Annotated in this window: 20 protein-coding genes and 1 pseudogene; 4 read left to right on the forward strand and 17 right to left on the reverse strand. The window is 65.5% G+C overall.

The window, feature by feature from the left end:
- Nucleotides 1–88: 88 nt before the first annotated feature.
- From AC3FKH_RS11520 to AC3FKH_RS11560, 9 genes are all read right to left on the reverse strand, one after another.
- Complete coding sequence (locus AC3FKH_RS11520; protein WP_488675581.1) at nucleotides 89–1243, reverse strand: FAD-binding oxidoreductase; 1155 nt, start codon at nucleotides 1241–1243, stop codon at nucleotides 89–91.
- Nucleotides 1244–1325: 82 nt separating this feature from the next.
- The gene (locus AC3FKH_RS11525; RefSeq protein ID WP_488675582.1) at nucleotides 1326–2573 is read right to left on the reverse strand and encodes an aromatic ring-hydroxylating oxygenase subunit alpha; all 1248 of its coding nucleotides are present in this window, start codon (nucleotides 2571–2573) and stop codon (nucleotides 1326–1328) included.
- Nucleotides 2574–2628: 55 nt separating this feature from the next.
- Entirely contained in the window at nucleotides 2629–3414 is a 786-nt protein-coding gene (locus AC3FKH_RS11530; protein WP_488675583.1) for an electron transfer flavoprotein subunit beta/FixA family protein, read from the reverse strand.
- Nucleotides 3411–4580, reverse strand: coding sequence for an electron transfer flavoprotein subunit alpha/FixB family protein (locus AC3FKH_RS11535; RefSeq protein ID WP_488675584.1), 1170 nt, complete (start codon nucleotides 4578–4580; stop codon nucleotides 3411–3413). Before AC3FKH_RS11535 ends, AC3FKH_RS11530 begins: the two co-directional genes overlap by 4 nt.
- Nucleotides 4581–4584: 4 nt before the next feature.
- A complete protein-coding gene (locus AC3FKH_RS11540; RefSeq protein WP_488675586.1) occupies nucleotides 4585–6510 on the reverse strand; it encodes a (Fe-S)-binding protein in 1926 nt (641 codons plus the stop codon).
- 2 nt (nucleotides 6511–6512) lie between these two features.
- Nucleotides 6513–8576: an oxidoreductase gene (locus AC3FKH_RS11545; protein WP_488675587.1), complete on the reverse strand. Its 2064-nt coding sequence runs from the start codon at nucleotides 8574–8576 to the stop codon at nucleotides 6513–6515.
- 61 nt (nucleotides 8577–8637) lie between these two features.
- Complete coding sequence (locus AC3FKH_RS11550; protein WP_488675589.1) at nucleotides 8638–9171, reverse strand: DUF5943 domain-containing protein; 534 nt, start codon at nucleotides 9169–9171, stop codon at nucleotides 8638–8640.
- A gap of 126 nt (nucleotides 9172–9297) precedes the next feature.
- Nucleotides 9298–10269 carry a dipeptidase gene (locus AC3FKH_RS11555; protein ID WP_488675591.1) on the reverse strand — a complete coding sequence of 324 codons (972 nt, stop codon included), beginning with the start codon at nucleotides 10267–10269 and terminating at the stop codon, nucleotides 9298–9300.
- Nucleotides 10270–10294: 25 nt separating this feature from the next.
- Entirely contained in the window at nucleotides 10295–11569 is a 1275-nt protein-coding gene (locus AC3FKH_RS11560) for a serine hydroxymethyltransferase (protein ID WP_488675593.1), read from the reverse strand.
- A 416-nt stretch (nucleotides 11570–11985) separates the two neighbouring features.
- On the opposite strand from AC3FKH_RS11560, the gene AC3FKH_RS11565 reads away from it, so the two are divergent.
- The gene (locus AC3FKH_RS11565) at nucleotides 11986–13014 is read left to right on the forward strand and encodes a GlxA family transcriptional regulator (protein WP_488675594.1); all 1029 of its coding nucleotides are present in this window, start codon (nucleotides 11986–11988) and stop codon (nucleotides 13012–13014) included.
- Nucleotides 13015–13080: 66 nt separating this feature from the next.
- Here AC3FKH_RS11565 and fdhA read toward each other — a convergent pair whose 3' ends face one another.
- The gene (gene fdhA, locus AC3FKH_RS11570; protein WP_488675596.1) at nucleotides 13081–14277 is read right to left on the reverse strand and encodes a formaldehyde dehydrogenase, glutathione-independent; all 1197 of its coding nucleotides are present in this window, start codon (nucleotides 14275–14277) and stop codon (nucleotides 13081–13083) included.
- Between the two features lie 50 nt (nucleotides 14278–14327).
- On the opposite strand from fdhA, the pseudogene AC3FKH_RS11575 reads away from it, so the two are divergent.
- Nucleotides 14328–14804 (forward strand): annotated as a pseudogene (locus AC3FKH_RS11575) (MFS transporter); the annotation flags it as partial.
- A 109-nt stretch (nucleotides 14805–14913) separates the two neighbouring features.
- Here the strand turns inward: AC3FKH_RS11575 and AC3FKH_RS11580 are convergent.
- The 7 genes from AC3FKH_RS11580 to AC3FKH_RS11610 form a co-directional block, all read right to left on the reverse strand.
- Nucleotides 14914–16065, reverse strand: coding sequence for a porin (locus AC3FKH_RS11580; RefSeq protein WP_488675597.1), 1152 nt, complete (start codon nucleotides 16063–16065; stop codon nucleotides 14914–14916).
- 159 nt (nucleotides 16066–16224) lie between these two features.
- Nucleotides 16225–16671, reverse strand: coding sequence for a dihydroneopterin aldolase (locus AC3FKH_RS11585; protein ID WP_483734584.1), 447 nt, complete (start codon nucleotides 16669–16671; stop codon nucleotides 16225–16227).
- Complete coding sequence (locus tag AC3FKH_RS11590) at nucleotides 16668–17321, reverse strand: sarcosine oxidase subunit gamma (protein WP_488675600.1); 654 nt, start codon at nucleotides 17319–17321, stop codon at nucleotides 16668–16670. Before AC3FKH_RS11590 ends, AC3FKH_RS11585 begins: the two co-directional genes overlap by 4 nt.
- On the reverse strand, nucleotides 17311–20322 hold the full coding sequence (locus AC3FKH_RS11595) for a sarcosine oxidase subunit alpha family protein (protein WP_488675602.1): 3012 nt from the start codon (nucleotides 20320–20322) through the stop codon (nucleotides 17311–17313). Before AC3FKH_RS11595 ends, AC3FKH_RS11590 begins: the two co-directional genes overlap by 11 nt.
- Nucleotides 20319–20615 carry a sarcosine oxidase subunit delta gene (locus AC3FKH_RS11600; RefSeq protein WP_488675603.1) on the reverse strand — a complete coding sequence of 99 codons (297 nt, stop codon included), beginning with the start codon at nucleotides 20613–20615 and terminating at the stop codon, nucleotides 20319–20321. Before AC3FKH_RS11600 ends, AC3FKH_RS11595 begins: the two co-directional genes overlap by 4 nt.
- Before the next feature lie 19 nt (nucleotides 20616–20634).
- Complete coding sequence (locus AC3FKH_RS11605) at nucleotides 20635–21879, reverse strand: sarcosine oxidase subunit beta family protein (RefSeq protein ID WP_488675604.1); 1245 nt, start codon at nucleotides 21877–21879, stop codon at nucleotides 20635–20637.
- Between the two features lie 14 nt (nucleotides 21880–21893).
- A complete protein-coding gene (locus AC3FKH_RS11610; RefSeq protein WP_488675606.1) occupies nucleotides 21894–23282 on the reverse strand; it encodes an L-serine ammonia-lyase in 1389 nt (462 codons plus the stop codon).
- Between the two features lie 338 nt (nucleotides 23283–23620).
- Between AC3FKH_RS11610 and AC3FKH_RS11615 the strand changes: the two genes are divergently transcribed.
- Together AC3FKH_RS11615 and AC3FKH_RS11620 are read left to right on the forward strand one after the other, a co-directional pair.
- Nucleotides 23621–24706, forward strand: coding sequence for a GlxA family transcriptional regulator (locus AC3FKH_RS11615; RefSeq protein WP_488675652.1), 1086 nt, complete (start codon nucleotides 23621–23623; stop codon nucleotides 24704–24706).
- 174 nt (nucleotides 24707–24880) lie between these two features.
- On the forward strand, nucleotides 24881–25249 hold a 369-nt coding region (locus AC3FKH_RS11620; protein ID WP_488675607.1), incomplete at its 3' end, for an alcohol dehydrogenase catalytic domain-containing protein.

Here is a 25249-nt window from a genome sequence, read left to right on the forward strand (position 1 = left end):
CCGGAGCGGAACTGCCCCGTGTACGTACAATCGTCGAGAGAGGCGCGACGGATGTCATTGGCCGGCAACCGGGTGGCCGGCGGCCGCCTCACTTGTCAATGATGAGATCCGTCAATGGCTTGCTGCAGCACAGCAGCACCATGCCTTGATCGATCTCGCGCTGGCGGATCCCGCCGTTGTGCTTCATTTCCACCTGGCCGGATACGAGCCGGACCTTGCAGGTGCCACACATGCCCTGCGTGCAAGAGGCCGCCAGCCGCACGCCCGATTGCCGCGCCGCTTCCAGCACATGCTGCCCCGATCCGCACAGGATCTCCCGCTGGCTCTTTGCAAAACAGACGCTGAACTGCGCCGCCACCGCATCGCCGTTTGCCACCGGTTCCGCGTCGGCATCAGGCGCTTCGGCCGCGGCCTCGGCCTCGGCCGCCAGCGTCTCGAAAGAAAAGCTCTCCTCGTGGTAGCGACCGCGATCGAATCCCGCCTCGTCGAGCAGCTCGCGCACGGCCTTCATGTAAGGCGCCGGCCCGCATGTGAAGATCTCGCGCTCCATGAAGTCCGGCGCGATCAGCTTCAGCAGCGGCAGGGACAGGAACCCCGTCACGCCTGGCCAACTAGTACGCGCACCGAGCCGCTCACAGACAAAGGTTGTGCGGAAGTTCGCGTGGTTGGAGGCGATCAGGTCGAGTTCGCGCGCGAAGATGATGTCATCCGGCGTGCGGGCGCTATGCACGAACATGATGTCCCGGTCCTCGCCCAGATCATGATGCGCGCGACTCATTGACATCAGCGGCGTGATGCCCGAACCCGCCGACAGGAACAGGAACTTGCTGGCCGGATGCCGCGCGCACGTGAACTCGCCGGCGGGACCCAGCACGCGGATCGGCGCACCCGGCTTCAGGTTGTCGTGCAGCCAGTTCGACACCTTGCCGCCCGGCACCCGCTTGACGGTGATCGAGATCGTGTGCGGCCGCGCCGGTGACGACGAGATCGTGTAGCAGCGGTTGATCGTTTCGCCCTCGATATCGAGTTCAAGCGTGATGAACTGGCCCGGCTCGAACACGAACGCGCGCCCTTCCGGTGAACGGAAGAAGAAGCTCTTCACGTCGTGCGTTTCGTGCCGCACGTGGCAGCACACCAGCGTCTCCTCGACGTCGCTCGTCCAGCGCTCGGGGAGCGCGCTCCAGAACGCCGGGCGCGTCACCCGGCAGTCGGCCGGCTCGAACTGGACCGCATCGCGCATCATCTCCATTTCCGCCTCTTTCGCTTCGCTGTTTCCTGTTTGCGTACTCGCCTGCCTGCTGGCCTGTTCGCGGCTTGTTCACGGCCTAGGCGCCGATCTGCTCGGCCAGCCGGCGGACATACCACGCCGAGAACTTCTCGACGAGGCCCTCGGTGAACGGCGAGTACGGGCCCGGCTCGTATGCGCTGTCAGCCGAGCCGCGCTGCGAGTACTCGACAAGCACCCGGTCCTGATCGTTGGTCGCGTTCCAGACCGCCGTCAGGTTCTTCACGTCGTAGTCGACGCCTTCGCGCGCGTCCCTGTGGACAAGCCACTTGGTGCGCACCAGTGTTTCGCCGGCCGATAGCGGGATCACCGAGAACGTGACGATGTGGTCGCTCATGAAGTGATGCCACGAGTTCGGCTGCGTCCAGAACGAGAGCCCTCCCAGGTCGGCCTGCTTGAACTGGCCAAGCAGCTTCTTCGAGGCGACCTTCGCGTCGAGTGTCTGCGACTCTCCGCTGCGGTCCAGCGGCAGGCGCTGTGTGCGGAAGCCCGTCGTTTCCAGCAGGCGCTCGACCTCGGCCGACGGCAGTCCCATCGCTTCCCACTGCTTGGCGCGCTCGGTACAGGTCTGCTCGAACGCTTGCATGCCCTCGGCATTGGCTGGCGAGTGCTGATAGCCGAATCCGTACTCGTACAGCGAGATGGTCAGCTCGGGATGGTTTGCCACGCAGTGATAGCACTCGCGGTTGTTCTCCATCGTGAGCTTCCAGTTGCCCTTTTCGATAATGTCGACCTGCGCGGCGATCTTCGTGTTCGGCAAATCGTGCGGCAGCAGGTACGGTTCCATCGCGGCACGCAGCGCGGCAAAATCGGCGGGCGGTTCGTCCGCCAGGCAGACGAAGATCAGGCCTGCGAGGTTCTGTACATGGACGGACTTGAGGCTGTGCTTGCAGCGGTCGAACTTCTCGCCCATGTGCTCGGCGAAGATCAGGTTGCCGTTCAGGTTGTAGGTCCAGCTGTGATACGGGCAGACGATGTTGCCGACCGTGCCCTTGTCCTCGTTGCACAGCCGCGCACCGCGGTGACGGCACACGTTGTGGAACGCACGCACCTGCATGTCGTCGTCGCGCACGATCAGGATCGAGTCGTGGCCCAGCTCGACGGTCACGTAATCGCCTGGCTCGGGCACGTCGGGCTCGACCGCCACCTGAATCCAGTGCTTGCGAAAAATGGCCTCCATGTCGAGGGCAAAGATCTCCTCGCTCTGATAGAAGGGTGCCTCGAGGCTGTAACCCTGCTTGCGCCGTTCCACCAGCGTACGAATGTCTGCCGATACCGATACGTTCATCGTTTTGCTCCGGATTCCCTGCATTCCTGGTTTGTTTGCCAACAGACCGGCAACATCAGTAGTCAATGAGTTGATGCTCGCGCAAGTACGCGAGGATGACTTGTGCTTTTTCGACCGAAGTCCCACTGTTTACGACGTTGCCGCCACGGCTTTCAGTGGTCGTCGCCGACAGCATCCGGGCGTGCCCGCTGCGCTTCTCGGCGGCGGCGAGCCTGACAGGCTTGCGTTCGGGAGCGCCCACCGTCCATGCGGCGGCATCGGCGTCTTCGTATCGTGCGGCGGGCGCCGTCCGGACCGCGCCCGCGCGCAGCCGTGCATACGCATAGTGCGGCTGCGCGCTCGCGAGTGGATGGACGGCCACCACGGCGGGCAGCACCGCCTCGACGCGCCGGCGCACACCCTTGGGCAGGAACTGCCGCACGGTGACGCGCCCGTGCGCGGTATCGACGTCGACAGCCGCGCCAACCAGCGGGCGGCCCAGCGCGGCGGCGACCTGGTACGGCAGCATCCCGGTGTCGTACGCGCCTTCCGCGCGCGTGCCGGTCAGCACGAGGTCGTAATCCTTGACGCGCGCGGCCAGTGTGCGTCCGGCATCTCCCCCGGCACCGCATGCGAGCACCTCGACCTCGCGTGCGCCGAGCGCCAGGTAGTCGGCAAGCGCCGGCTCGGCGGCATCGCCCGCGTGCAGCACGGCCAGCTGTGCACCATGCTTGCCCGCGAGCGCCAGGGCGATCCCGAGCGCCGCCGCGTCGTTGCGGCTGTAGCGCGTGGCACCGCTGACCGGCTGGCGGCCGACGGACACCAGCACCGCGATGCGTCGGATAGCTTGGGGGGCGTTCATGCTGCGGCTCCTAGGGGTTCGCGCACGCTGGCCGTGGCCGGCGTTCGTCCGTTCGCGCGGCGCGCGGCCTGCACCGCGTCAATCAGCGCCGCGATGGTCTCCTTCGCGTCGCCGACGATGGTCAGGTTCGCGCGCTTGGCGATGGGTGCGCTGCCGTCCTGGTTGACGGCGATCACATGACGGCAGTCCTTGATGCCCTGCAGGTGCTGCACGGCGCCCGAGATCCCGAAGGCGATATAGACGCTCGCCTCGACGGTCTTGCCGGTCGCGCCGACCTGCTTGTCGCGCGTGAAATGGCCGTTGTCGACGGCGACGCGGCTCGCGGCGATCGCCGCGCCGAACACGCCGGCGAGCTGTTCGAACGCGCCGATGTCGGCCACGCCGTTGCCGGCGGACACGATGAAGTCCGCTTCCTCGAGTGCGACCTGTGCGGCATCGATCTCGTCCAGGCCCAGATCGCGGTACGGCTGCGAGCCGTCGCCGATCCCGAGCAGGAAGTCGCCGGACAGCGACTGGCCCGCGCCGATGAACGGCAGCTTCGTGTCGACCGCGCCCGGTGCGAGCAAGATCACGTCGGGAAGCGAGCGTGTCGCGAACGCACGCTTCGCCTGGGCATAGGCGCCAACGTGATGCGCGTCGATCTCGACCACTTGCGTCGCGACGCTCGTACCCGTCGCCGCGGCATAGCGGCGGCCGAGATCGCCGTCGCCGGTCGGGTTATCAGGCAGGAAGACATGCTTGGGCGACAACGCCGCCGCGCAGGCCAGCAAAGCCCGCAATTCGGCATCGGGCGCAAACGCGCGGCGATCGAACGCCGGCAGCACGATGACCTTGTCGGCGCCAAGCACCGCCGCGTCGTCCTTCAGCTCGCCGAACACCAGCAGCGCGACCTCGGTCTGCACGTCGGCAAGCAACGCGGCCGCGGCGAGCACCTGGCACGCGTGATCGTCGAGCGCGCCGCGCTCGCTGTGCGCGGCGACCAGCAGTACGTGCTGCGGATCGCCGACCTGGCGGCGCGGCCTGGCCGCTGGCGCTCCGTGCGCGTGCGCGGCCCAGTGCGCGGTGTTCGGATCCGCGCTGCCGGTCTCGCCCAGCGTGATCCTTCTCAGGCCCGCCGCCGTCACGACGAAGGGCCGGCGCGGATCGATACGTGGAATCTTGTTCATCGAGTCACTCCAGCGAGGCCGCAACGAGTTCGGCTACATCGAGCACTTCCGGGCGCGGCCCGACCACGCCTTCCAGCATTGCCGTGCAGTTCGGGCACCCGACCGCAACGACTTCCGCGCCCACGGCTTGCGCATCGGCGATGCGGATATCGGGAATGCGCTGCTTGCCCGGAATGTCGGTCAGCGGTGCTCCGCCCCCGCCGCCGCAGCAGCGGCCGCGCATGCCGTTGCGCTCCATCTCCACGACCTTGATGCCGATCGTCTTCAGCAGCTTGCGCGGCGCTTCGGTCTCGCCGTTGTAGCGGCCGAGATAGCATGGGTCGTGATAGGTCGTGCGCTTCTCGCGCAGCGCCTCGACGGCCTTCGGCGCGATGCGGCCGCTGTCGGCCAACTCGGCCAGATAGCTCGTGTGATGCTTGACCGTGACGCGCAGGCCCAGGGCGCGATACTCGTTGCGCAGGCTGTGCATCACGTGCGGATCCGCCGTCACGATCTGCCCGAATGACAGGGTCCCGAGCGTGCCGATCAGGCGCTTCGCCATCTGCTGGAACGTCGCCTCGTCGCCAAGCCGGCGGGCCACATCGCCCGTGTCGGTTTCCGCGCCGCCAAGCACGGCATAATCGACGCCGGCCTTGTTCAGCACCTTCACGAAGGCCCGCAGCGTGCGCTGATAGCGCATGTCGAAGGCGCCTTCGCCGGCAACGATCAGCACGTCCACCGACTTGCCACGCTGTGCCACGGGCGCATTGAGGTCGACCGACCAGTCATAGCGCGCCGCGGTGTCATAGCCGCCCATCGTGCCGGTCTCGCGCAGGTTTGCGAGCACTTCGGCGCCCTTGCCCGGTACGGTGCCATGGACGAGCGTCTGGTTGCGGCGCATGTCGACAATCGCATCGACATGCTCGATCAGCATCGGGCATTCCTGCACGCAGGCCCGGCAGGTCGTGCACGACCAGAGCGTCTGCGCTTCGATCAGGCCCGACACGATCGGGCCATTCGGCTCGCCGCGATGGCGGCCGATGGCGATCCCGGGCGTCGCGCTGCCGGCGTAGGCGGCGTCGGTGCCGCCCGCCATGCCGACCACGAGATCCTGGATCAGCTTCTTCGGATTGAGCGGCTGCCCCGAGGCAAACGCGGGACACGCGGCCTCGCACTTGCCGCACTGCACGCAGGCGTCAAAGCTCAGCAGCTGGTTCCAGCGGAACTCGACGGGCCGGGCAACGCCGTACTCCTGCTTTTCGATCTCTGGCAGCTTGAGCGCGGTTGGCGGCGTGGCGGTGCCGCTGCCGGTGTACGCGTCGGCCTTGCCCGCGAACCGCTCCTGGCGCGGATGAAACGCCAGATGCATGAGGCCCGCAATCGCGTGTTTCATCGGGCCGCCTCTTGCCGCGCCGAATGTCATCGCGAAGGCGCCGGCGCCGATCAGCAGCGCGCAGATCACCGCAAACGCGCCCGACATCAGGTCGGCCGGCACCGCCACGAACAGCACCAGGCCGAGCGCAAACGAACCGAGCAGCCAGGGCAGCGTGTTCCACGGCCCCTTGGACAGGCGTGCGGGCACATCCTTCGCGGCGCGGCGGCGCCAGACGAACACCACGCCAATCAACATCGCTAGTGCCGCGGCGAACGTCGCCTTGTCAAGCCATGGCGAGTAGATCGCGAGACCGTAGTTGACGAACACGAGTGCCAGCGCGGCCAGCGCCCCGCCCGCCGTGGCGACGTGCGTCTTCGCAATGTACGGATCGCGGGCGACAACGTGGTGCAGGTCGACGAAATAGCGCTTGGGGATCGCCAGCAGGTTCATGATGCCGAACGATCCGGGCGCAGTGGCCCGCCCCAGACGCCAGTACGACGCGCGCTTCACGACCGCGAAAGCGAGCCCCGCCACCGACAGCCAGAGCAGAACGGTAATCAGGAGGGACGGATTCATGGTCAGAAGTCCTTCGCGAGCCGCAGCGCGTCGTAGATCGCGCCGTGGATGTTGTGCATCGAGATGCAGTCGCCGACGCGGAACAGCAGGAAGCGGCCATTGCCAAGCGTTTCGGACAGGCACGGCTGCGGCTCCGACGCAAACAGCTTGTGCACGTCGACCTGGCCGCGGTTGACCGATTCCGGCTTGAGCTTCCAGTACAGCGCGTCGTTCGGCGTCGAGCCGTTCTCGATCACCACCTGGTCGACCGCACGCTCCTCCTGCTCTTCGGTGTACTCGTTGCGCAGCACCGCGATCGTCTTGCCGTCCTCCTTGTAGACGCGGTCCAGCCAGTAGTTCGGCGTATGGATCACGCCCTGCGCATACAGGCGGCGATAGAAGATCGGGAAGGTCGTGCCGCCGCAGTCGTCGGCAACCTTGACGTCGGGCGTCACGATCTCGACCTTCGCACCGCGGCTGGCCAGATAGTCCGCAACGCCCGCGCCGGCGTGCGTGCTCACGCCGTCGTAGACCAGCACGTTCTCCTTAGCCTCGACGTTGCCGGCCAGTACGTCCCACGAACTGACCGCGAGACCCTCGGCCACGGCCCAGCCAGGGACCTGATCGGAGAATGCCCGGCCGCCCGTGGCGAGCACGATGATGTCCGGCTTCTCCGCCATGATCATCTTCGCATCCGCTTCCACGCCCAGGCGCCGGTCGACGCCAAGGCGTTTGGTCTCCATGTCGAACCAGCGCACGATGCCCTGCATCTGCTCGCGCTGCGGCGCCTTCGAGGCGAGCAGGATCTGGCCGCCCACTTCGGTGTGCTTCTCGAACAGCACCACGTCATGGCCGCGCGAGCGCGCGACGCGTGCCGCCTCCAGCCCCGCGGGCCCGGCACCGACCACGACGACCTTGCGCTTGGGCCCGCGCGACTTCTCGATGAGGTGCGGCATCGTGGCTTCGCGCGAGGTCGCCGCGTTCTGCACGCACAGCACGTCAAGGCCGTTGTACTGGCGGTCGATGCAGTAGTTGGCGCCGACGCATTGCTTGATCTCGTCCTCGCGGCCGTCGCGAATCTTGATGACCATGTGAGGATCCGCGATCTGCGCGCGCGTCATGCCGACCAGGTCGACCATGCCGTTGGCGAGCAGGCGCTCGGCCTGGCCCGCGTCGCGAATGCTCTGCGCGTGCATCAGCGGCACCTTGATCACCGACTTGATGCCCGCGGCCAGATGCACGAACGGCTCGGGTGGCAGCGCCATCGGCGGCATGCAGTTCGCGAGCGTGTTGTGCGTGTCGGCGCCGGAGCCGATCACACCGAGATAGTCGATGAGCCCCGACTCGGACATTGCCTGCGCGATCTCCTTCAGTTGCTCATGATCGAGGCCGTCTTCATGGAACTCGTCGCCGCACATGCGCAGCCCCACACAGAAGTCCTTGCCAACCGCCTCGCGCACGGCCTGCAGCACCTCGACGCCGAAGCGCAGCCGGTTCTCCAGGCTGCCGCCCCACTCGTCGGTGCGGAAATTCGTGCGCGGGCTCCAGAACTGGTCGATCAGGTGCTGGTGCGCGGCCGAAATTTCGATGCCGTCCATGCCGGCGTCCTTCACGCGCCTGGCTGCCGCCGCGAAGTCGGTGATGATGCGGCGGATCTCCTCGGGCTCGATGATCTTCGCATTGCCGCGGTGCACAGGCTCGCGTACGCCGGACGGCGACATCAGGTGCGGCCAGTGCTCGCCGTGGAACGCCGAGCGGCGTCCCATGTGCGTGGCCTGAATCATGATCTTGGCGCCGTGCCTGTGCATCGCTTCAGCCAGGCGCGAGAGTGGATCGATAATCTTGTCGGTCGAGAGATTCACCGACTTCCACCAACCCTGGGGACTGTCGATCGACACGGGGCTCGAGCCGCCGCAGATCGCCAGGCCGACACCGCCCTTCGCCTTCTCCTCGTAATAGCGAACGTAGCGGTCGCCAGGCAAGCCGCCCGGCTCGGCATACACTTCCGCGTGCGCCGTGCTGACGATCCGGTTGCGCAGCGTCAGCTGGTTAAGCTGCAAAGGTTTGAACAGGTGGGGATAACGCATCGCGGACGACCTCTGGCGTTGGTGTGTCTGGTATTTGTCGTAGTGCGGAAGGGCTTCGGTGTCAGCGCGAGATCGGCGACACTTCGAACACGCAGTGATCGTGCCCTTCGGCGGCGCACTGCACTTCCTTCGATTGCGCACGCGGAGCGCCCTTGCCCGCGGCGGACGTGTCGTTGACCCAGTCCATCGCGCCGGCGAACCAACCGGCGAACATGTAGCAAAGCTTGCCGCTCTGCCCGGGCTGCTGGAGCACGAATGACGAGTGGCGCAGTGCGATGCGCGCGCTCGCCGTCGCCGGATCGGCCTCCAGGATCGAGAACAGGCCCCAGCCACGCTGCGACAACCGCTTCAGGTAGTGCTCGAACACGGCCATGCCGCTGATATCGTGCAACTGCGCTTCCTTGTCGCACCAGTGGTAGGCGGACTTGTAGCCGGCCTTGTAGAGGATCTCCGCGTAGGTATCGCGGCCGAGCGCCTCTTCGATGGCGACATGGTTGTTCGTGAAGAAGTGGCGCGGCACGTAAAGCATCGGCAGCGCATCGGTGGTCCAGACACCGGTTTCGGGATCAACGTCGATCGGCAGTTGCGGTTGCATCGTGGTAACTCCGTGAGGAAAAGGCCGCTTGTATCGGTTGCGCAGGCGCGGCGTCGCCCGCGAGCCCGCGCATTGCGCGCGGGCTCGTCCCGTATTGATGTGATTCAGCTAACAGATGGCGCGGTGTCAAGCGCCCCAGACGTCCCTGAAGACGCGCACCCAGTTGCCGCCCATGATCTTGCGGATGCGCGATGGCTTCCAGCCCGCGCGCTCCATCGCCGCGGTCAGGTTCGGGAACTCGCCGATCGTGCGGATGCCTTCGGGGTTGATCACCTTGCCGAAGTTGGTGAGGCGCCGATAGCGGCCCTTGTCGTGCGTCAGCATGTCGAAGAATTCGGTGCTGTAGCCCTGGGTGAAGTCGGTGCCGATGCCGACCGCGTCCTCCCCGATCAGGTTGACGACGTAGTCGATTGCTTCGATGTAGTCGTCGACCGTCGCTTGGATCCCGCGCCTGAGGAACGGCGCGAACATCGTCACCCCGACGAAGCCGCCGGCGTCGGCGATCTCCTTCAGCTGCGCGTCGCTCTTGTTGCGCGGATGCTCCTTGAGACCGGACGGCAGGCAGTGCGAGTAGCACACCGGCTTCTTCGAGAACGCAATCGCCTCCGACGACGTGTTGCCGCCGACGTGCGACAGGTCGACCATGATGCCGACACGGTTCATCTCCGTGATCACCTCGCGGCCGAAGTCCGACAGCCCGCCATCACGCTCGTAGCATCCGGTTCCCACCAGGTTCTGCGTGTTGTAGCAGAGCTGCACGACACGGACGCCCATGTCGGCGAAGGCTTCGATGTAGCCGAGGTTGTCCTCGAAGGCGTGGGCGTTCTGGAAGCCGAGGATCACGCCGGTCTTGCCTTCGTGCTTGGCGCGCTGGATGTCGTCGGTGGTGCGCACGAGCGTCAGCAGTTCGCTGTTGTCGCGAATCGCCTGCTTCATCAGCGCGATGTTGTCGACGGTCCTGGTGAAGTTGTCCCAGACCGAGACCGTACAGTTCGCGGCTGTGACGCCGCCTTTCTTCATGTCTTCGAACACCGACCGCTCGAACTTCGAGATGTTCAGGCCATCGATGATGATGCTGTCCTGGTGCAGGGGGCTCATAGGTCGTTCCAGTCCGTTCGGCGGGTCAGTAGATCGGGAAGCGCTCGCACAGCGCGAAGATCTGGCGGCGCACGCGCTGCTCAGTGGGGGCGTCGCCGTCCGGATTCGCACGCAGCGATTCGAACACCTCCAGGATCAGGCGGCCGATCTCGCGGAACTCCCCGACGCCGAAGCCGCGCGTCGTGGCGGCCGGTGCGCCGAGCCGGATGCCCGACGTGATGGTCGGCTTCTCGGTGTCGAACGGGATGCCGTTCTTGTTGCAGGTGATGCCGGCGCGCTCCAGCGCCTGCTCGACCTGCGTACCCTTGAGGCCCTTGGGGCGCAGGTCGACCAGCAGCAGGTGGTTGTCGGTGCCGCCGGTCACGAGGTCGACGCCGCCCTCCTTCAACACTTCGCCCAGCGCCTTCGCGTTGGCGAGGACGTTGTCGATGTAGGTCTTGAACTCCGATGTCAGCGCCTCGCCGAACGCGACGGCCTTGGCCGCAATCACGTGCATCAGCGGCCCCCCTTGCAGCCCCGGGAACACCGCCGAGTTGATCTTTTTGGCGATGTCTTCGTCGTTGGTCAGCACGAAGCCGCCACGCGGGCCGCGCAGGGTCTTGTGCGTGGTCGATGTGACGACGTGGGCGTGCTCGACTGGATTCGCATGGCGGCCGGCGGCGATCACGCCCGCGATGTGGGCCATGTCCACCATCAGCTTCGCGCCGACGCTGTCGGCGATCGCGCGGAAGCGGGCGAAGTCGAGCTGGCGCGGATACGCGGAGAATCCGGCGATGATCAGGCTCGGCTTGTGCGCCTTCGCCAGCGCTTCGACCTGGTCGTAGTCGATCAGCATCGACTCCCGGTTGACACCATACTGCACGGCGTTGAACCACTTGCCCGACAGAGCCGGCTTGGCGCCATGGGTCAGGTGGCCGCCCGCGTCCAGCGACATGCCGAGCACGGTGTCACCGGGCCTGGTCAGCGCGAGCATGACCGAGCCATTTGCCTGGGCGCCCGAGTGCGGCTGCACGTTGGCATAGCTGGCATGGAACAGCTGCTTCACGCGCTCGATCGCGAGCGCCTCGACTTCGTCGGCGAATTCGCAGCCGCCGTAGTAGCGCTTGCCCGGGTAGCCTTCGGCATACTTGTTGGTAAGTACCGATCCCTGCGCTTCGAGCACCGCACGCGACACGATGTTTTCTGACGCGATCAACTCGACTTGCGACTGCTGGCGCTCGAGTTCCTTCGAGAGGGCGCCGCGAACCAGCGCATCGCGCTCGGCCAGGGGCTGCGAGAAGAAAGACTGAGTGTTCGACATAGAGGTCCGTGTGGAATGGAAATGCTGACGGGGGGCGAAAGGCCCGCTGCGCCAGGCTTTCCAGCCGATCGGCGCAGCGTTGCCGACGGATCTATTCTTGTCGTTCGCGCTCCCGCCCGATTGATGAATTCAGACGCGTTCTTTTCCATTTCCGCCATGCGCGTCCGATTTTCACAAGTGGCCATGGGATGCACTGAGACGGTGCGCGAGGCGCGATGCGCGGGCAGCGTTTCTCGATTGCAGTGCAACACGCTCGGTGCGCACCATGTCTTCGTTGACGCACCCTGTTGACTGGCTAGGGTTTCGCCGTATGGCACGCTAGTTGCGGCTGACATAACAATGAAATACAAAGAGCAGCCAGTCCTTTTCCCGAGGACTGGACATGCACCTTAAAAATCCGAAGGACGCCCCCACCCATGTCGACCGACCGCTCCGCGTCGTTAGCTCACTTCGCGTTCATGCCGCTGCCCAACTTCACGATGATCGCGTTCACCAACGCGATCGAGGTCCTGCGCATGGCCAATTACCTGAGCGGCCAGGAACTGTACCGCTGGACCATCATCAGCCCGGAGGGCGGGCCGGTGACAGCGAGCAACGGCCTGGCGATCGACACTCACCCCGCGGCCAGCATCGGGCGTCCGGACATCGTGTTCGTCTGCGGCGGCATCGAGGTGCAGCGCTCGACGACCTCGGAGCATCTTTCCACCCTGCGCCGCGCGGCGCGCGAGGGCATCATGCTGGGCAGCCTTTGCACCGGCACGTACGCGCTCGCGAAATCCGGGCTGCTGGCCGGCTATGCCTGCGCGATCCACTGGGAGAACATGTCGGCGCTCAAGGAGGAGTTTCCCGACACGCGCTTCCTGAAGGAACTGTTCGTGATCGACCGCGACCGGGTCACATGCACCGGCGGGGTCGCGCCGCTGGACATGATGCTGAACCTGATCAACCGGCGCGTTGGCAGCGCCCTTGTGACGCAGATCGCCGAGCAGTTCATCGTCGAGCACGTGCGCGACACCAGCGCGCAGCAGAAGATGCCGTTGGTCGCGCGACTGGGCTCGGCCAAGAAATCGCTGTTCGAAGTGGTGTCGCTGATGGAAAACAACATCGAAGAGCCGCTGTCGCGCGAAGAGCTTGCACGGCTGGCAAGCCTGTCGCAGCGGCAATTGCAGCGCCTGTTCCGCGACCATCTCGGGATGACGCCCACGCATTACTACCTGACGCTGCGCTTGCGCCGCGCGCGCGAGCTGCTGCTGCAGACCGATATGTCGATCATGCACATCACCATGGCATGCGGCTTCCAGTCGGCGTGCCATTTCAGCAAGAGCTACCGCGACGCGTTCGGCGTCCCGCCGACGCGCGAGCGCAGGGCGCAGGGCGCGCCGCTGGCGAAGTCCGCCGCGCACGGCGCATCCGCCTACGCGTCGGCGATGATGCAACCCCATTGACACCGCAACGCCAGACAGAAACGGGCGGCCAGACATCGGCCGCCCGTTTCGTTTCCGTCTCGCGGGTCAGGCCGCCAGCAGCCCGTGCGGATCGATGACGAACTTGCGGGGTGCGCCACCATCGAATTGCTTGTAGCCCTCCGGCGCCTGGTCCAGTGAAATGACAGTCACATTGACGATCTGCGCAATCGGCAACCGGTTGTGCAGGATCGCCTGCATCAGGTTGCGGTTGTACCTGAGCACCGGCGTCTGGCCCGTATGGAACGAGTGCGATTTCGCCCAGCCAAGACCAAAGCGAATACTCAGGCTGCCGCGCTGTGCCCCGGCATCCCTGGCGCCCGGATCATCGGTCACGTAAAGCCCCGGAATGCCGATCGCACCGGCGGGCCGGGTGATTTCCATCAGCGAATTAAGCACCGTGGCGGGCGCCTCCTCCGCATGACCCGCCGAGCCGTGGCCGTGCGCTTCGAAGCCGACGCAATCCACCGCGCAGTCGATCTCCGGCGTGCCGAGAATCTCGGCGATCTGCTCGCCGAGCGTAGCGTCCCTCGACAGATCGACGACTTCGAAACCCATTGCCTTCGCGTGCGCGAGCCGCGCCGGGTTCATGTCGCCTACGATCGTGCAAGCGGCACCGAGCAGGCGCGCTGACGCGGCCGCTGCCATGCCGACCGGGCCGGCACCGGCGATGTAGACCGTCGAGCCGGGCTTCACACCGGCAGTCACAGCGCCATGGTAGCCAGTGGGCAGGATGTCCGACAGACAGGTGAGATCGCGCATCTTCGCCATCGCCTGGTTGCGGTCGGGAAACTTCAACAGGTTGAAATCGGCATACGGTACCAGCACATACTCGGCCTGCCCGCCGATCCACCCGCCCATGTCGACGTACCCGTAGGCTCCCCCCGCGCGCGACGGATTGACGCTCAGGCATACGCCGGTGTGCTGCTCCTTGCACATCGCGCACCGTCCGCACGCGACGTTGAACGGCACGGAGACGAGGTCGCCGATCTTCAGCGTCTCGACGTCCCGGCCAACCTCGATCACCTCTCCCGTGATCTCGTGACCCAGCACGAGCCCGGTCGGCGCGGTGGTGCGTCCTCTCACCATGTGCTGATCGGACCCGCAGATGTTTGTGCTCACGACCTTGAGGATCACGCCGTGGCCGATCGCACGGCCGCTCGGATCGACCATCTTCGGATAGTCGATCGTTTGCACCTCGACGCTACCCGCCCCCTGATATACGACACCGCGGTTGCTGCTCATTGTCTTGTCTCCATGTCTCGTTGCACCGTGCCGCGGCCGCGCCGACTGGCGTGGCATGCGCAGCATGCGCCATCGAGAGTAGTCCAGGGAAACCGGGGAAGACGTCGAGAACCCGACAGGCGCTTGCACATTGCCGACATCGGGCAGCGTCGCCAACACGAACCCCCCGCGTACACCTGGCGAACCTGCCACGGCCCGCGCAATACCTGACCACCGCGCCAGTGCGCGGGCGCGGCGCGCTGCGCGAGATTTGGAGCGGCGCCTATCGCCGCCGCACGACGATGGTCTGGTTGCTATGGTTCTTCGCGCTGCTCGGCTTCTACGGGCTGACGTCCTGGCTTGACGCGCTGTTGCAGCAGGCCGGCTTTGCGGTGACGCAATCGGTCTACTACACGGTACTGATTTCTCTTGGCGGCGTGCCGGGCTTCCTGTGCGCAGCATGGCTCGTCGAGCGCTGGGGGCGCAAGCCGACCTGCATCGCGTCGCTGCCCGGCGGCGGCGTGATGGCGTACCTGTACGGCCAGAATGTATGGCGGCAGTGCGGATCGGATCGCTGATCGGGCCTTGCGTGGCTGTCCGGGCTGTCTGCCGCGAGTCGCTGTCGCGACTCGCGGCCACCTCAGGAAAGCAATGGGTTCAGAACTTATGGCGAATCGCGGCGCGAACCTGGAACTGGCTCGATGTCGATGATGCGTTCGCCGCGCCGGGAAGGTCGGCCATGTCCAGTGCAGTGCCGGTCTTGCCGCCGGCGACACGCTGGTAGGCGCCCTGGAGGTAAACGTCGGTGCGCTTGGAGAAGCTGTAATCCGCCATCAGGCCAAAGGAATGCACTTTCGGCTTTGCGTCGCCGGACGATGCATTGAAGTTCTCCAGGGTGAGCGTGTAGGCCCCGCCCGCATAGAAAGCGGGCGTGAACTGGTACTTGAAATTCACCTCCAGGTTCTGGAACCGGAGAGAGTTCAGCGTTCCGGTGGCCGGCAGGATCGAACCGGAGATGTACGACGTGGACAGCGGCTCGGTCAGGTTCGAATTGGAGTAGGCGAAGCCGGCCGTCGCCGCGCCGAACGTGTAGTTGACGCCGGCACCGAAGATGCGCAAGCGCTTGGCAAGAAAGTTCTGGTCGCCGCCGTTGGTGATGGCGCCCCCCGACGTGGCCGATGGGTTGTCCGCCTGCAGATAGGCCGCCGCCAGCAGCAACCCGCCATTCGCGTACTGCATCCCTCCGCCAAACTGGCGGTTGTTGGCAAAGCTGGTGTCGTTGCTGAAGCTGTAGGTGCCGCCGAACTGGAAGCCGCCAAACGATGGGCTCGTGTACTTGACGGTATTGTTGACGCGGAACGAGTAGATGAAGTTGTCGTTGTCGTAGGGATGGCCAAACATGGTACCGCCCCAGTTTCCGGCAACAGTCGTCGGCGCCAGATAGTCGATCACCGAGTCATACTGGCGCCCGACCGTGACGCTGCCGAATCGGTTGTCGGAAAGCCCGGCATAGGCTTGCCGGCCAAACAGCAATCCGCCCTGTGCCGCTTTGCCATTGCTCGCATTGAAGCCGCCTTCGAGCTGGAACAGCGCCTTGAGGCCGGCGCCCAGGTCTTCCGTGCCCTTCAGGCCCCAGCGGCTGCCTTGCGCAAAACCGCTTGCCACCTCGGTCAGGCTATGTCCACCGACGTTGCTGGTGTAGTTGATGCCTTCGTCGATGATGCCGTACAGCGTGACGCCGCTTTGGGCAAAGGCGGACGTGGAAACCATCAAAGCCAGGGCCGAGCCCGCAGTCGCTCCCATTTTCATCGGATTCTCTCCTCGTGTTTATGTGACTTGCTTGCGCCGCTGGCTCACCGGTCGGTGCGCCAACTGCGGCGGCGTCTAGGAGAGTAGTCCGGAAGGCCGGGAAGCCCATGTCGAATACCGACACGCGTTTGAACAAGGCCGACATGGTCCCGGCAGTGCTCAGGCCACTTTCCCGCTGCGCCTCAGGTAATCGGCGCGTGTCCACTCGAGTGCGACACCGACGCGTTGCGTGCCGGGCCGGATCTTCGGCTTATGCACGGCCAGCGTCAACGTGTCGAGCGCGGGCCATTCGCGAAACGACAGCTCCGCGATCTCGGCCACCAGCGTCTCGAGCAGCCGCGTATGCGGCTTGTGCCCGAGAAACCCGGCCAGGCGAGCACAATAGCCTTCGTAGTCGATCCATTCGCCATCTTCGCGCGGCTCGCTGCGATAGCCGAGACGCGCATCGATGATGATCGGCTGCGGTGCATCGTGCTCGTGCGGATGGATGCCTATCCGCACCGGCACCGCCAGGGCATCGATGAACACACTCCACCCGCGCCCGGGCAGGAGCGGTGCATCAAGCGCGGCCAGCGGACCGTTGAACGCGTTATCGACGAGCTTCATGATGTCAGCGGCACCGCCGCGTCCAGGATGATGCGGCAGAAGTAATCGGCAAAGCTGCGGCGCACCACGATCTCGAAGCGGTCGGCTTCTGTCGGCACGAGCACGATCGAGGCCTTGAAGTAGTGGCTCTGCACGCACTGCCCCGGCTTGAGCACGCGCGGATGCAGGTCGAGCGGGCAGCCGCGCGCGAGCACGTCACGCACACGCTCGCCACGGATCTCGACAACCGTGTAGCCGCTGCCGACGTCGACCGCCGCCGCATACGCCCCGGCGATCGCCTGGGTAAGCTTCGGCTCCAGTACACCCGCCGGCACCGGCCCGTTCGACCGCACGAGCCACTCGTCCGGGCCGAGCCACAGCACGTCATAGGTAGCGCTCCGCGCGACGGTGTTCGGTGCTGCGGGTGGGCGGCAACCGACCACGCTCTCGAACGCATCGACGAACAAGGGATCGGACAACTCACCACGCACGATCACGAGATCCAGAAAGGCCCGCTCGCGCATCACGAACAGCTTCGCCGCACCCGACATCTGCGCGTTCAGCAGGTCGGCCGCGCCGACGAACGGCGACTCGAGTCGCACGGCGCGCTTGCGCGCCTCAGACGCCGGCATGTCGGCCACCGGCGTAGCATTTCCCGTTTCATTCCACATTCTGGCGCACCCCTTCGGTATCGTAGAAAACCGGGCTGGAGATCTTTGCCATCACGCGCCGGCCATCGGCCAGCGGGATCGCAACGCTCTCGCCCATCTTGCCCAGGCCGCCCTTGACCACGGCGAGCGCAATCGAGCGCTTGAGGATCGGGCTGTAGTAGCTGGAGGTCACATGACCGATCATCGGTGTTGCCTCGGTGGACGACAGGCGCGTACCCGGCGCGAGGATCTGTGCACCCTCCGGCAGCACAAAGTCCGCGTCGTCAGTCAGCAGGCCGACGAACTGCTTGCGGCCGTCCTTGGCGGTATCCGAACGCGTCAGCGAGCGCTTGCCCAGGAAGTCCTTCGACTTCGCGACAACGCCGCCCATGCCGAGATCGTACGGCGTGATCGAACCGTCGGTGTCCTGGCCAACAATGATGTAGCCCTTCTCCGCACGCAGCACGTGCATCGTTTCCGTGCCGTACGGCGTGATGTCGAACTCGGCGCCTGCCGCCATCAGCGCTTCCCACACCGCGCGGCCCGCGTTTGCCGGCACGTTCACTTCGTACGCCAGTTCGCCCGAGAAGCTGATCCGCATCACGCGCGCCCTTGCACCGGCGACGGTGCCGTTCCGATAGCTCATGAACGGGAATGCATCGTTCGCGAAGTCGATGTCATGGCTGACCTTCTGCAACACCTTTCGGCTCTTCGGCCCGACCACCGCGAAGGTCGCCCAGTGATCGGTGACCGATGACAGCCGGACTTTCATGTCCGGCCACTCGGTCTGCAGCCAACGCTCAAGCCAGGTCAGCACGCGCGCGGCGCCGCCCGTCGTCGTCGTCATCATGAAATGCTGCTCGCCAAGCCGCACCGTCACGCCGTCGTCGAAGACCATGCCGTTCTCGTCAAGCATCAGGCCATAGCGGCACTTGCCGACTTCGAGCTTGTTCCAGGGGTTCGTGTACATCCAGTTAAGCAGCGTCACTGCGTCCGGACCCTGGATGTCGATCTTGCCGAGCGTCGACGCATCGAGGATGCCGACGCTATTGCGCACGGCGAGGCATTCGCGCTTCACCGCGGCATGCAGGTCCTCGCCCCGCTTCGGAAAGTACCAGGGACGCTTCCAGTTGCCGACATCCTCGAACAGCGCGCCATGCTCGACGTGCCATTCGTGCACGCAGGTCTTTCGAATCGGGTCAAGGAAGTCGCCGACTTCCCGCCCGGCGAACGTGCCGAACGTGACCGGCGTGTAGTTCGGACGAAACGTGGTCGTGCCGGTCTCGGGAATCGACTTGCCGAGCGCCTGTGCCAGGATCGCCATCCCGTTGATATTGCCGAGCTTGCCCTGGTCGGTACCAAAGCCCATCGCGGTGTAGCGCTTCACATGTTCGACCGATTCGAAGCCTTCGCGCGCGGCAAGCAGGATGTCCGACGCGGCGACATCGTTCTGGAAGTCGACGAACTGCTTCGGCCCGCGTGCGGCGGCCGCGCGGCTGCCGACGAGCCAAAGCGGCAACAGCGCGCCCTCGGCGAGGGCTGTGACCTTCGGCACGGCCGGGCGCTTTGCGCTACCGAGGCCGGCAGCCCTGGCCGCGTCGAGGCCCGCTTCCAGCGCGAGCGGCAGCGCCAGTGCCAGGTTGAATTCCCCTGCCGCGGCGCCAATGCTCACCTCGGCCTGCAGCGACTTGCCTGGCACGAAGCACACCTTCTCATCGCTCCACTGTGCCTTGCCGCCCGACTGTGCGAACAGGTGAAGCACCGGGCTCAGGCCGCCGGACATGGCGACGAGATCGCAGGGGATCCTGGACACCTTGCTACCGGCCTGCCCGTTTGCATAGGAAGTCACATTGACTGACGTAACGTGCCGCTTGCCGGACGCGGCCATCACGACCGCGCCGTTCATGACGGTCACGCCCTGCCGCTTCGCGAGGGCGGGCAGCGCGCCGGTGGCCGAAGCGCGCGGATCGACGACCGTCACCTTCGCGCCGCTTGCCTTCAGGTCGAGCGCCGCCTGATAGCCGCGATCATTGTTGGTGAACACGACCGCGTCGCGCCCCGGCAGTACGCCAAAGCGATGGATGTAGGTCGATACCGCCGATGCCATCATCACGCCCGGCAGATCATTGTTGCCGAAGACGATCGGGCGCTCATGTGCGCCGGTCGCCAGGATCACCCGTTTTGCGCGGATTTTCCACAGCAGCTCGCGCGAGCCATGGCGCATCGCTACCGGCAGATGGTCGGTGAGGCGCTGCGTCACGGTGACAAGATTGTGGTCCTGGTAGCCGAACGCGTTGCTGCGCGACAGGATCGTCACGTCAGGCAGCTTGCGCAGCTTGCTCTCGATCTCGCCGACCCACTGCAGTGCGGGCTTGCCGTTGATCTCGGTCCGCCCGGACAGCAGGCTGCCGCCGAGCTCACGCTGGTCGTCGACCAGAATCACGCGTGCGCCGGTCTCTGCCGCCGCATGGGCGGCCGCAAGGCCGGTCGGGCCGCCTCCGACCACGAGCACATCGCAATGCGCGTAGCATTTGTCGTAGCGATCGGCGTCCAGCGTCGTCGGCGCCTTGCCCAGGCCCGCCGCCTCGCGGATCTTCTCCTCATACTTCGGCCACATCTTGCGCGGCCACATGAAGGTCTTGTAGTAGAAGCCGGCCGGCATGAAGCGCGCGAACTTCTGGTTGACCGCCATGCGGTCGTGCTCCAGGTCCGGTTCGGCGTTCACGCTCGTGGCGATGAGCCCTTCGTACAGCTCGATCTCGGTCGCGCGGGCATTCGGCACCGTGTACGCGCCGCGTTCCAGTTGCACCACGGCATTTGGCTCCGCGACGTCGGCGGTCATGATGCCGCGCGGGCGATGGTACTTGAAGCTGCGCGCGACAAAGCGGACGCCGTTGGCGAGCAGCGCGGACGCCAGCGTGTCGCCCTGGTAGCCCTGGTAGGCGCGTCCGTTGAACGTGAAGGCCAGCGGCTGGCCGCGATGGATGCGGCCGCCCGCGCCGAGACGGTCTTTCTGGCTCATTTCTTGGCCCCTTTCTGCGATGCATTGGCGGCGGGCTGGACGAAGGTCTCGTAGCCCTTGATGTCGTAGGTGACGGTATCGCGCTCGACCTTGAACCACCGGCGGCAGCCCTGGGCGTGGATCCATTGTTCGCGATGCGTGCCGCGGGTATTGGTGCGCATGAACAGGTAGTCGCCCCATTCGCGGTCGGACAGCTTATCGGTTTCGAGCGGGCGCGCGATGTCGGCCTCGCCGCCACACGAGAACTCGGATTCGGCGCGCGGGCCACACCATGGACATTCGATCAGCAACATTTCTTTCTCCTTGGGGCGTTCAGTGCGCGACAGCGGCAGCGCCGTGCTCGTCGATCAGGTGGCCGGTATAGAAGCGATCCAGCGCGAACGGGGCGTTGATCGGATGCGGCTCGTCGCGCGCGATCGTGTGCGCGAATACCCAGCCCGAGCCCGGCGTCGCCTTGAAGCCGCCCGTGCCCCAGCCGCAGTTGAAATAGAGGCCCTTCACGTCGGTCTTGCTGATGATCGGGCAGGCATCCGGCGACACGTCGACGATGCCGCCCCACTGCCGGTTCATCCGCACACGCGAGAACACCGGAAACATTTCGACGATTGCCTGCAGCGTCCCTTCGATGACCTGGAAGCTGCCGCGCTGGCCAAAGCCGGTGTACTGGTCGATGCCGGCACCGATCACCAGGTCACCCTTGTCAGACTGGCTGATGTACGCGTGCACCGCGTTGGACATGATCACCGAGTTGACGACCGGCTTGATCGGCTCCGACACCAGGGCCTGCAACGGGTGGCTCTCGATCGGCAGGCGCACGCCCGCCATGTCGGCGATGGTCGTCGTGTTGCCGGCCGCGACCACCGCGACCTTCTTCGCCTTGATAAAGCCCTTCACGGTCTCGACGCCCACCACCGCGCCGCCGTCTCGGCGGATGCCCGTCACCTGGCAGTTCTGGATGATGTCGATCCCGGCACGATCGGCGCCGCGCGCGAAGCCCCACGCGACCGCGTCGTGCCGGGCCACGCCGGCCCGGCGCTGGATCGACGCGCCAAGGACGGGGTAGCGGCTGTTCAGGTTGATCGTTGGCTCGATCTCCTTGATTTGCTGCGGCGTCAGGAACTCCGCGTCGACGCCGTTCAGGCGGTTCGCGTTGACCCGGCGCTCGGTGTCGCGCACATCCTGCAGCGTGTGGGCCAGGTTCATCACGCCGCGCTGGCTGAACATCACGTTGTAGTTCAGGTCCTGCGACAAGCCTTCCCACAGCTTCATCGCCTTTTCGTAGAGCGCCGCGGACTCGTCCCACAGGTAGTTCGAGCGGACAATGGTCGTGTTGCGCGCCGTGTTGCCGCCGCCGATCCAGCCCTTTTCGAGCACGGCGACGTTCGTGATGCCGTGCTCCTTCGCGAGGTAGTAGGCGGTCGCGAGGCCGTGCCCACCGCCGCCGACGATCACCACGTCATACTCGCGCCTGGGCTCCGGGCTCCGCCATTGCTTCTCCCAATTCTCGTGATAGGACAAGCCGTTGCGGAACAGACTGAATATCGAATAGCGGCTCATTGGATGGACCCTCGTTAGCATTCAATGACGTTCACGGCCAGACCGCCGCGCGACGTCTCCTTGTACTTCGTCTTCATGTCGGCACCGGTCTCGCGCATGGTCTTGATCACCGAGTCGAGCGACACGTAGTGCTGGCCGTCGCCCTTCAGCGCCATGCGCGAGGCGTTGAGCGCCTTGATTGCACCCATCGCATTGCGCTCGATGCATGGGATCTGGACCAGCCCGCCGACCGGATCGCAGGTCATCCCGAGGTTGTGCTCCATGCCGATTTCGGCGGCGTTCTCGACCTGGCCCGGGGTGCCGCCCATCACTGCGGCTAGCGCGGCCGCAGCCATCGAACACGCAACGCCCACTTCGCCCTGGCAACCGACCTCGGCGCCCGAGATCGACGCGGTTTCCTTGTAGATCATCCCGATCGCCGCCGCCGTCAAAAGGAAGTCGACGATGCCATCGTCATTCGAACCGGGCACGAACTTCACGTAGTAGTGGAGCACCGCCGGGATCACGCCAGCCGCGCCGTTGGTCGGCGCGGTGACGACGCGGCCGCCCGCCGCGTTCTCCTCATTGACGGCCATTGCATAGAGATTGACCCAGTCAAGCATCGACAGCGGATCACGCAGCGATTCCTCGGAGCGTGTGCGCAACCGGTGGTTGAGCTCCGCCGCGCGGCGCTTCACGCGCATCGGGCCGGGCAGCTCGCCCTCGACCTTGCAGCCGCGCTCGACGCAGGCCGCCATCGTTTGCCAGATCGCCAGCAGCCCGGCGCGTACGTCTTCCGCCGGGCGCAGCGCGCATTCGTTGCGAAAGACGAGCGCCGCAATCGACAAGCCGCTGTCGCCGCAGGCTTGCATCAGGTCGGCCCCGGTGCGGAACGGATACGGCACCTCGGCCGCCGCGCGCACGCCATTCACGCGGTCCCCGTCGCGATTGATGACGAAGCCGCCACCGATCGAGTAGAACTCTTTTTCGACGAGCAACTGCCCCTGCTCGTCGAACGCCTGGAAGCGCATGCCGTTGGGATGCACGACGTTCCCGGTGCCGCTCATCAGCCGGCGGAAGAAGCCGATATGCTCCTTCTCGTCGAAGGCGATCTCATGCTTGCCAAGGAGCAGCAGGCGCCTGTCCTTGCGCATCTGCGCAAGGCGTGGCTCAATGGCGTCCGGATCGATCCGGTCCGGCAGGCTTCCCTCCAGCCCGAGCAGCACCGCCTTGTCGGTGCCATGGCCCTTGCCGGTCGCGCCGAGCGAACCGTACAGTTCCGCCCGCACGCGCCGCACGAAGCCGAGCAGGTTCGCATCCTCAAGATGCGAAACGAAGCGACATGCGGCGATCATCGGGCCGACTGTGTGTGAACTCGATGGACCGATGCCGATTTTGAAAAGGTCGAAAACACTGACATTCATCTGGCTGCCTCTTTGCTCTGGCCTGGTAGGTGTCGTTGGATGCCAGTACATCAAAGTGCGGAAATTGCCGATAGAACAAAAGCGGCATCAACGTGGGACAGCGACGCCAGGGGGCGGTCCGGACTCGCCGGAAGTTCGCTTTGGCGATGATTCGTGTCGCAAATGCACAAGTCCGCGCCCCGCCGATCGGCGACTCTGGCGGTGACGGAGCCGCGTCGTGCGGGTGGGCCGCGAGGGCTGCATGGGATGCCGTATGCATCACCAGCGTTCGCCACCGAAGCTCCAGCCCGCCACCCCGATCCGCCCGCCTGCACGAGCCTGTCAAGATGGATGCCGCCATGACACCCGACGTACCCATTTCTCCCGTCGCCGAGCCGGCGCCCCGGCGCGTCCGCTTCGGCATCGTGCTGCTGCCGAACTTCACGTTGACCGCGTTTTCGGGTTTCGTCGACATGCTCAGACTGTCGGCGGACGACGGCGACTACAGCAAGCCGGTGCGGTGTGTCTGGACGGTAATCGGAAACACCCTCGCGCCGGTACGCGCGAGTTGCGGGATCCAGGTCGCGCCATGGGAGACATTCGACGACGCGGAGCCGTTCGACTACGTGGTCGTGGTTGGCGGGCTACTGCACTCGGGGCCCCAGGCGGGACCTGAGACGCTCGAGTTCATCCGTCGCGCGGCCGCCGGCGGCGCGACGATCGTTGGCATCTGCACCGGCGTCTTCTCGCTGATGCGCGCGGGTGTACTCGAAGGGCATCGCGCCTGCGTCAGCTGGTTCCATTACTGGGATTTTGTTGAGCGCTTTCCCTCGGTCGATCCGGACCTGCTGATTGCGGACCGGCTGTTTGTGATCGACCGCCGGCGCATCACCTGCTCGGGCGGGCGGGCGTCGATCGACGTCGCCGCCGCCATTTTGCTGCGCCACTTCGATCACGCCACGGTACAGAAGGCGCTGCGGATCCTGCTCGTCGGCGAGATGCAAAAAGGCAACGCGCCGCAGCCACATCCGCCCGGCCTCGAGCCGGCGACGCACCCGAAGGTCAAGCGCGCGATCCTGCTGATGGAGCAGCACGTCGGCCGGGCGCTGCCGCTTGAGGCGCTCGCCTGCAAGCTCGACATGTCGCCGCGCCAGCTTGAGCGCCTCTTCAAGGCAGAGACCGGCAAGAGCCCGCAGGCATTCGCCAAGCATGTGCGGCTACGCACGGCGGCGTGGCTGTTGAACAGCTCGGACCGCACGGTTTCCGACATCGCGTTGGGCTGCGGCTTTGCCGACGCATCACACCTGGGCCGAGAATTTCGCAAGCAGTTCGGAATCCCGCCCGCCACCTATCGCGACAAGGGCATAGATCCGGCGTCGCAGCGCGATGGCAATGCCACCGAGGTAGCGGCGCTCACTGAAAGTGAAAGTGAAAGCGAATGCTGAACCTGTCGTTCCATGATGGGGAAATTGTCTTTCTCCGCGTTCCGTTCGCACGAGCGATGACGGGCGTCGGCCAACTTGCGTCCGTCTTTGGACAACTGCATACCGGACCGGCCATCGCCATCGTCGGTCCATTTATAGTCTGGCACCAAGAGCTTGATTCAATAGGGACGTTCAATGAAAACACGCGCAGCAGTTGCCTGGGAGGCGGGAAAGCCGCTAACGATCGAAGAGGTGGACCTGGACGGGCCGCGCGCCGGTGAAGTCCTGGTGGAAATCAAGGCCACCGGCATCTGCCACACCGATTACTACACGCTGTCGGGCGCGGACCCGGAAGGCATCTTCCCGGCGATTCTCGGCCATGAGGGCGCCGGCATCGTCACCGACGTCGGCCCGGGCGTGACTTCGCTCAGGCCGGGCGACCACGTGATCCCGCTGTACACGCCGGAGTGCCGCCAGTGCAAGTTCTGCCTGTCGCGCAAGACCAACCTGTGCCAGGCCATCCGCTCGACGCAAGGCAAGGGCCTGATGCCGGACGGCACCTCG

It is taken from the genome of Cupriavidus sp. 21MJTG02-4 (genome assembly GCF_057798975.1).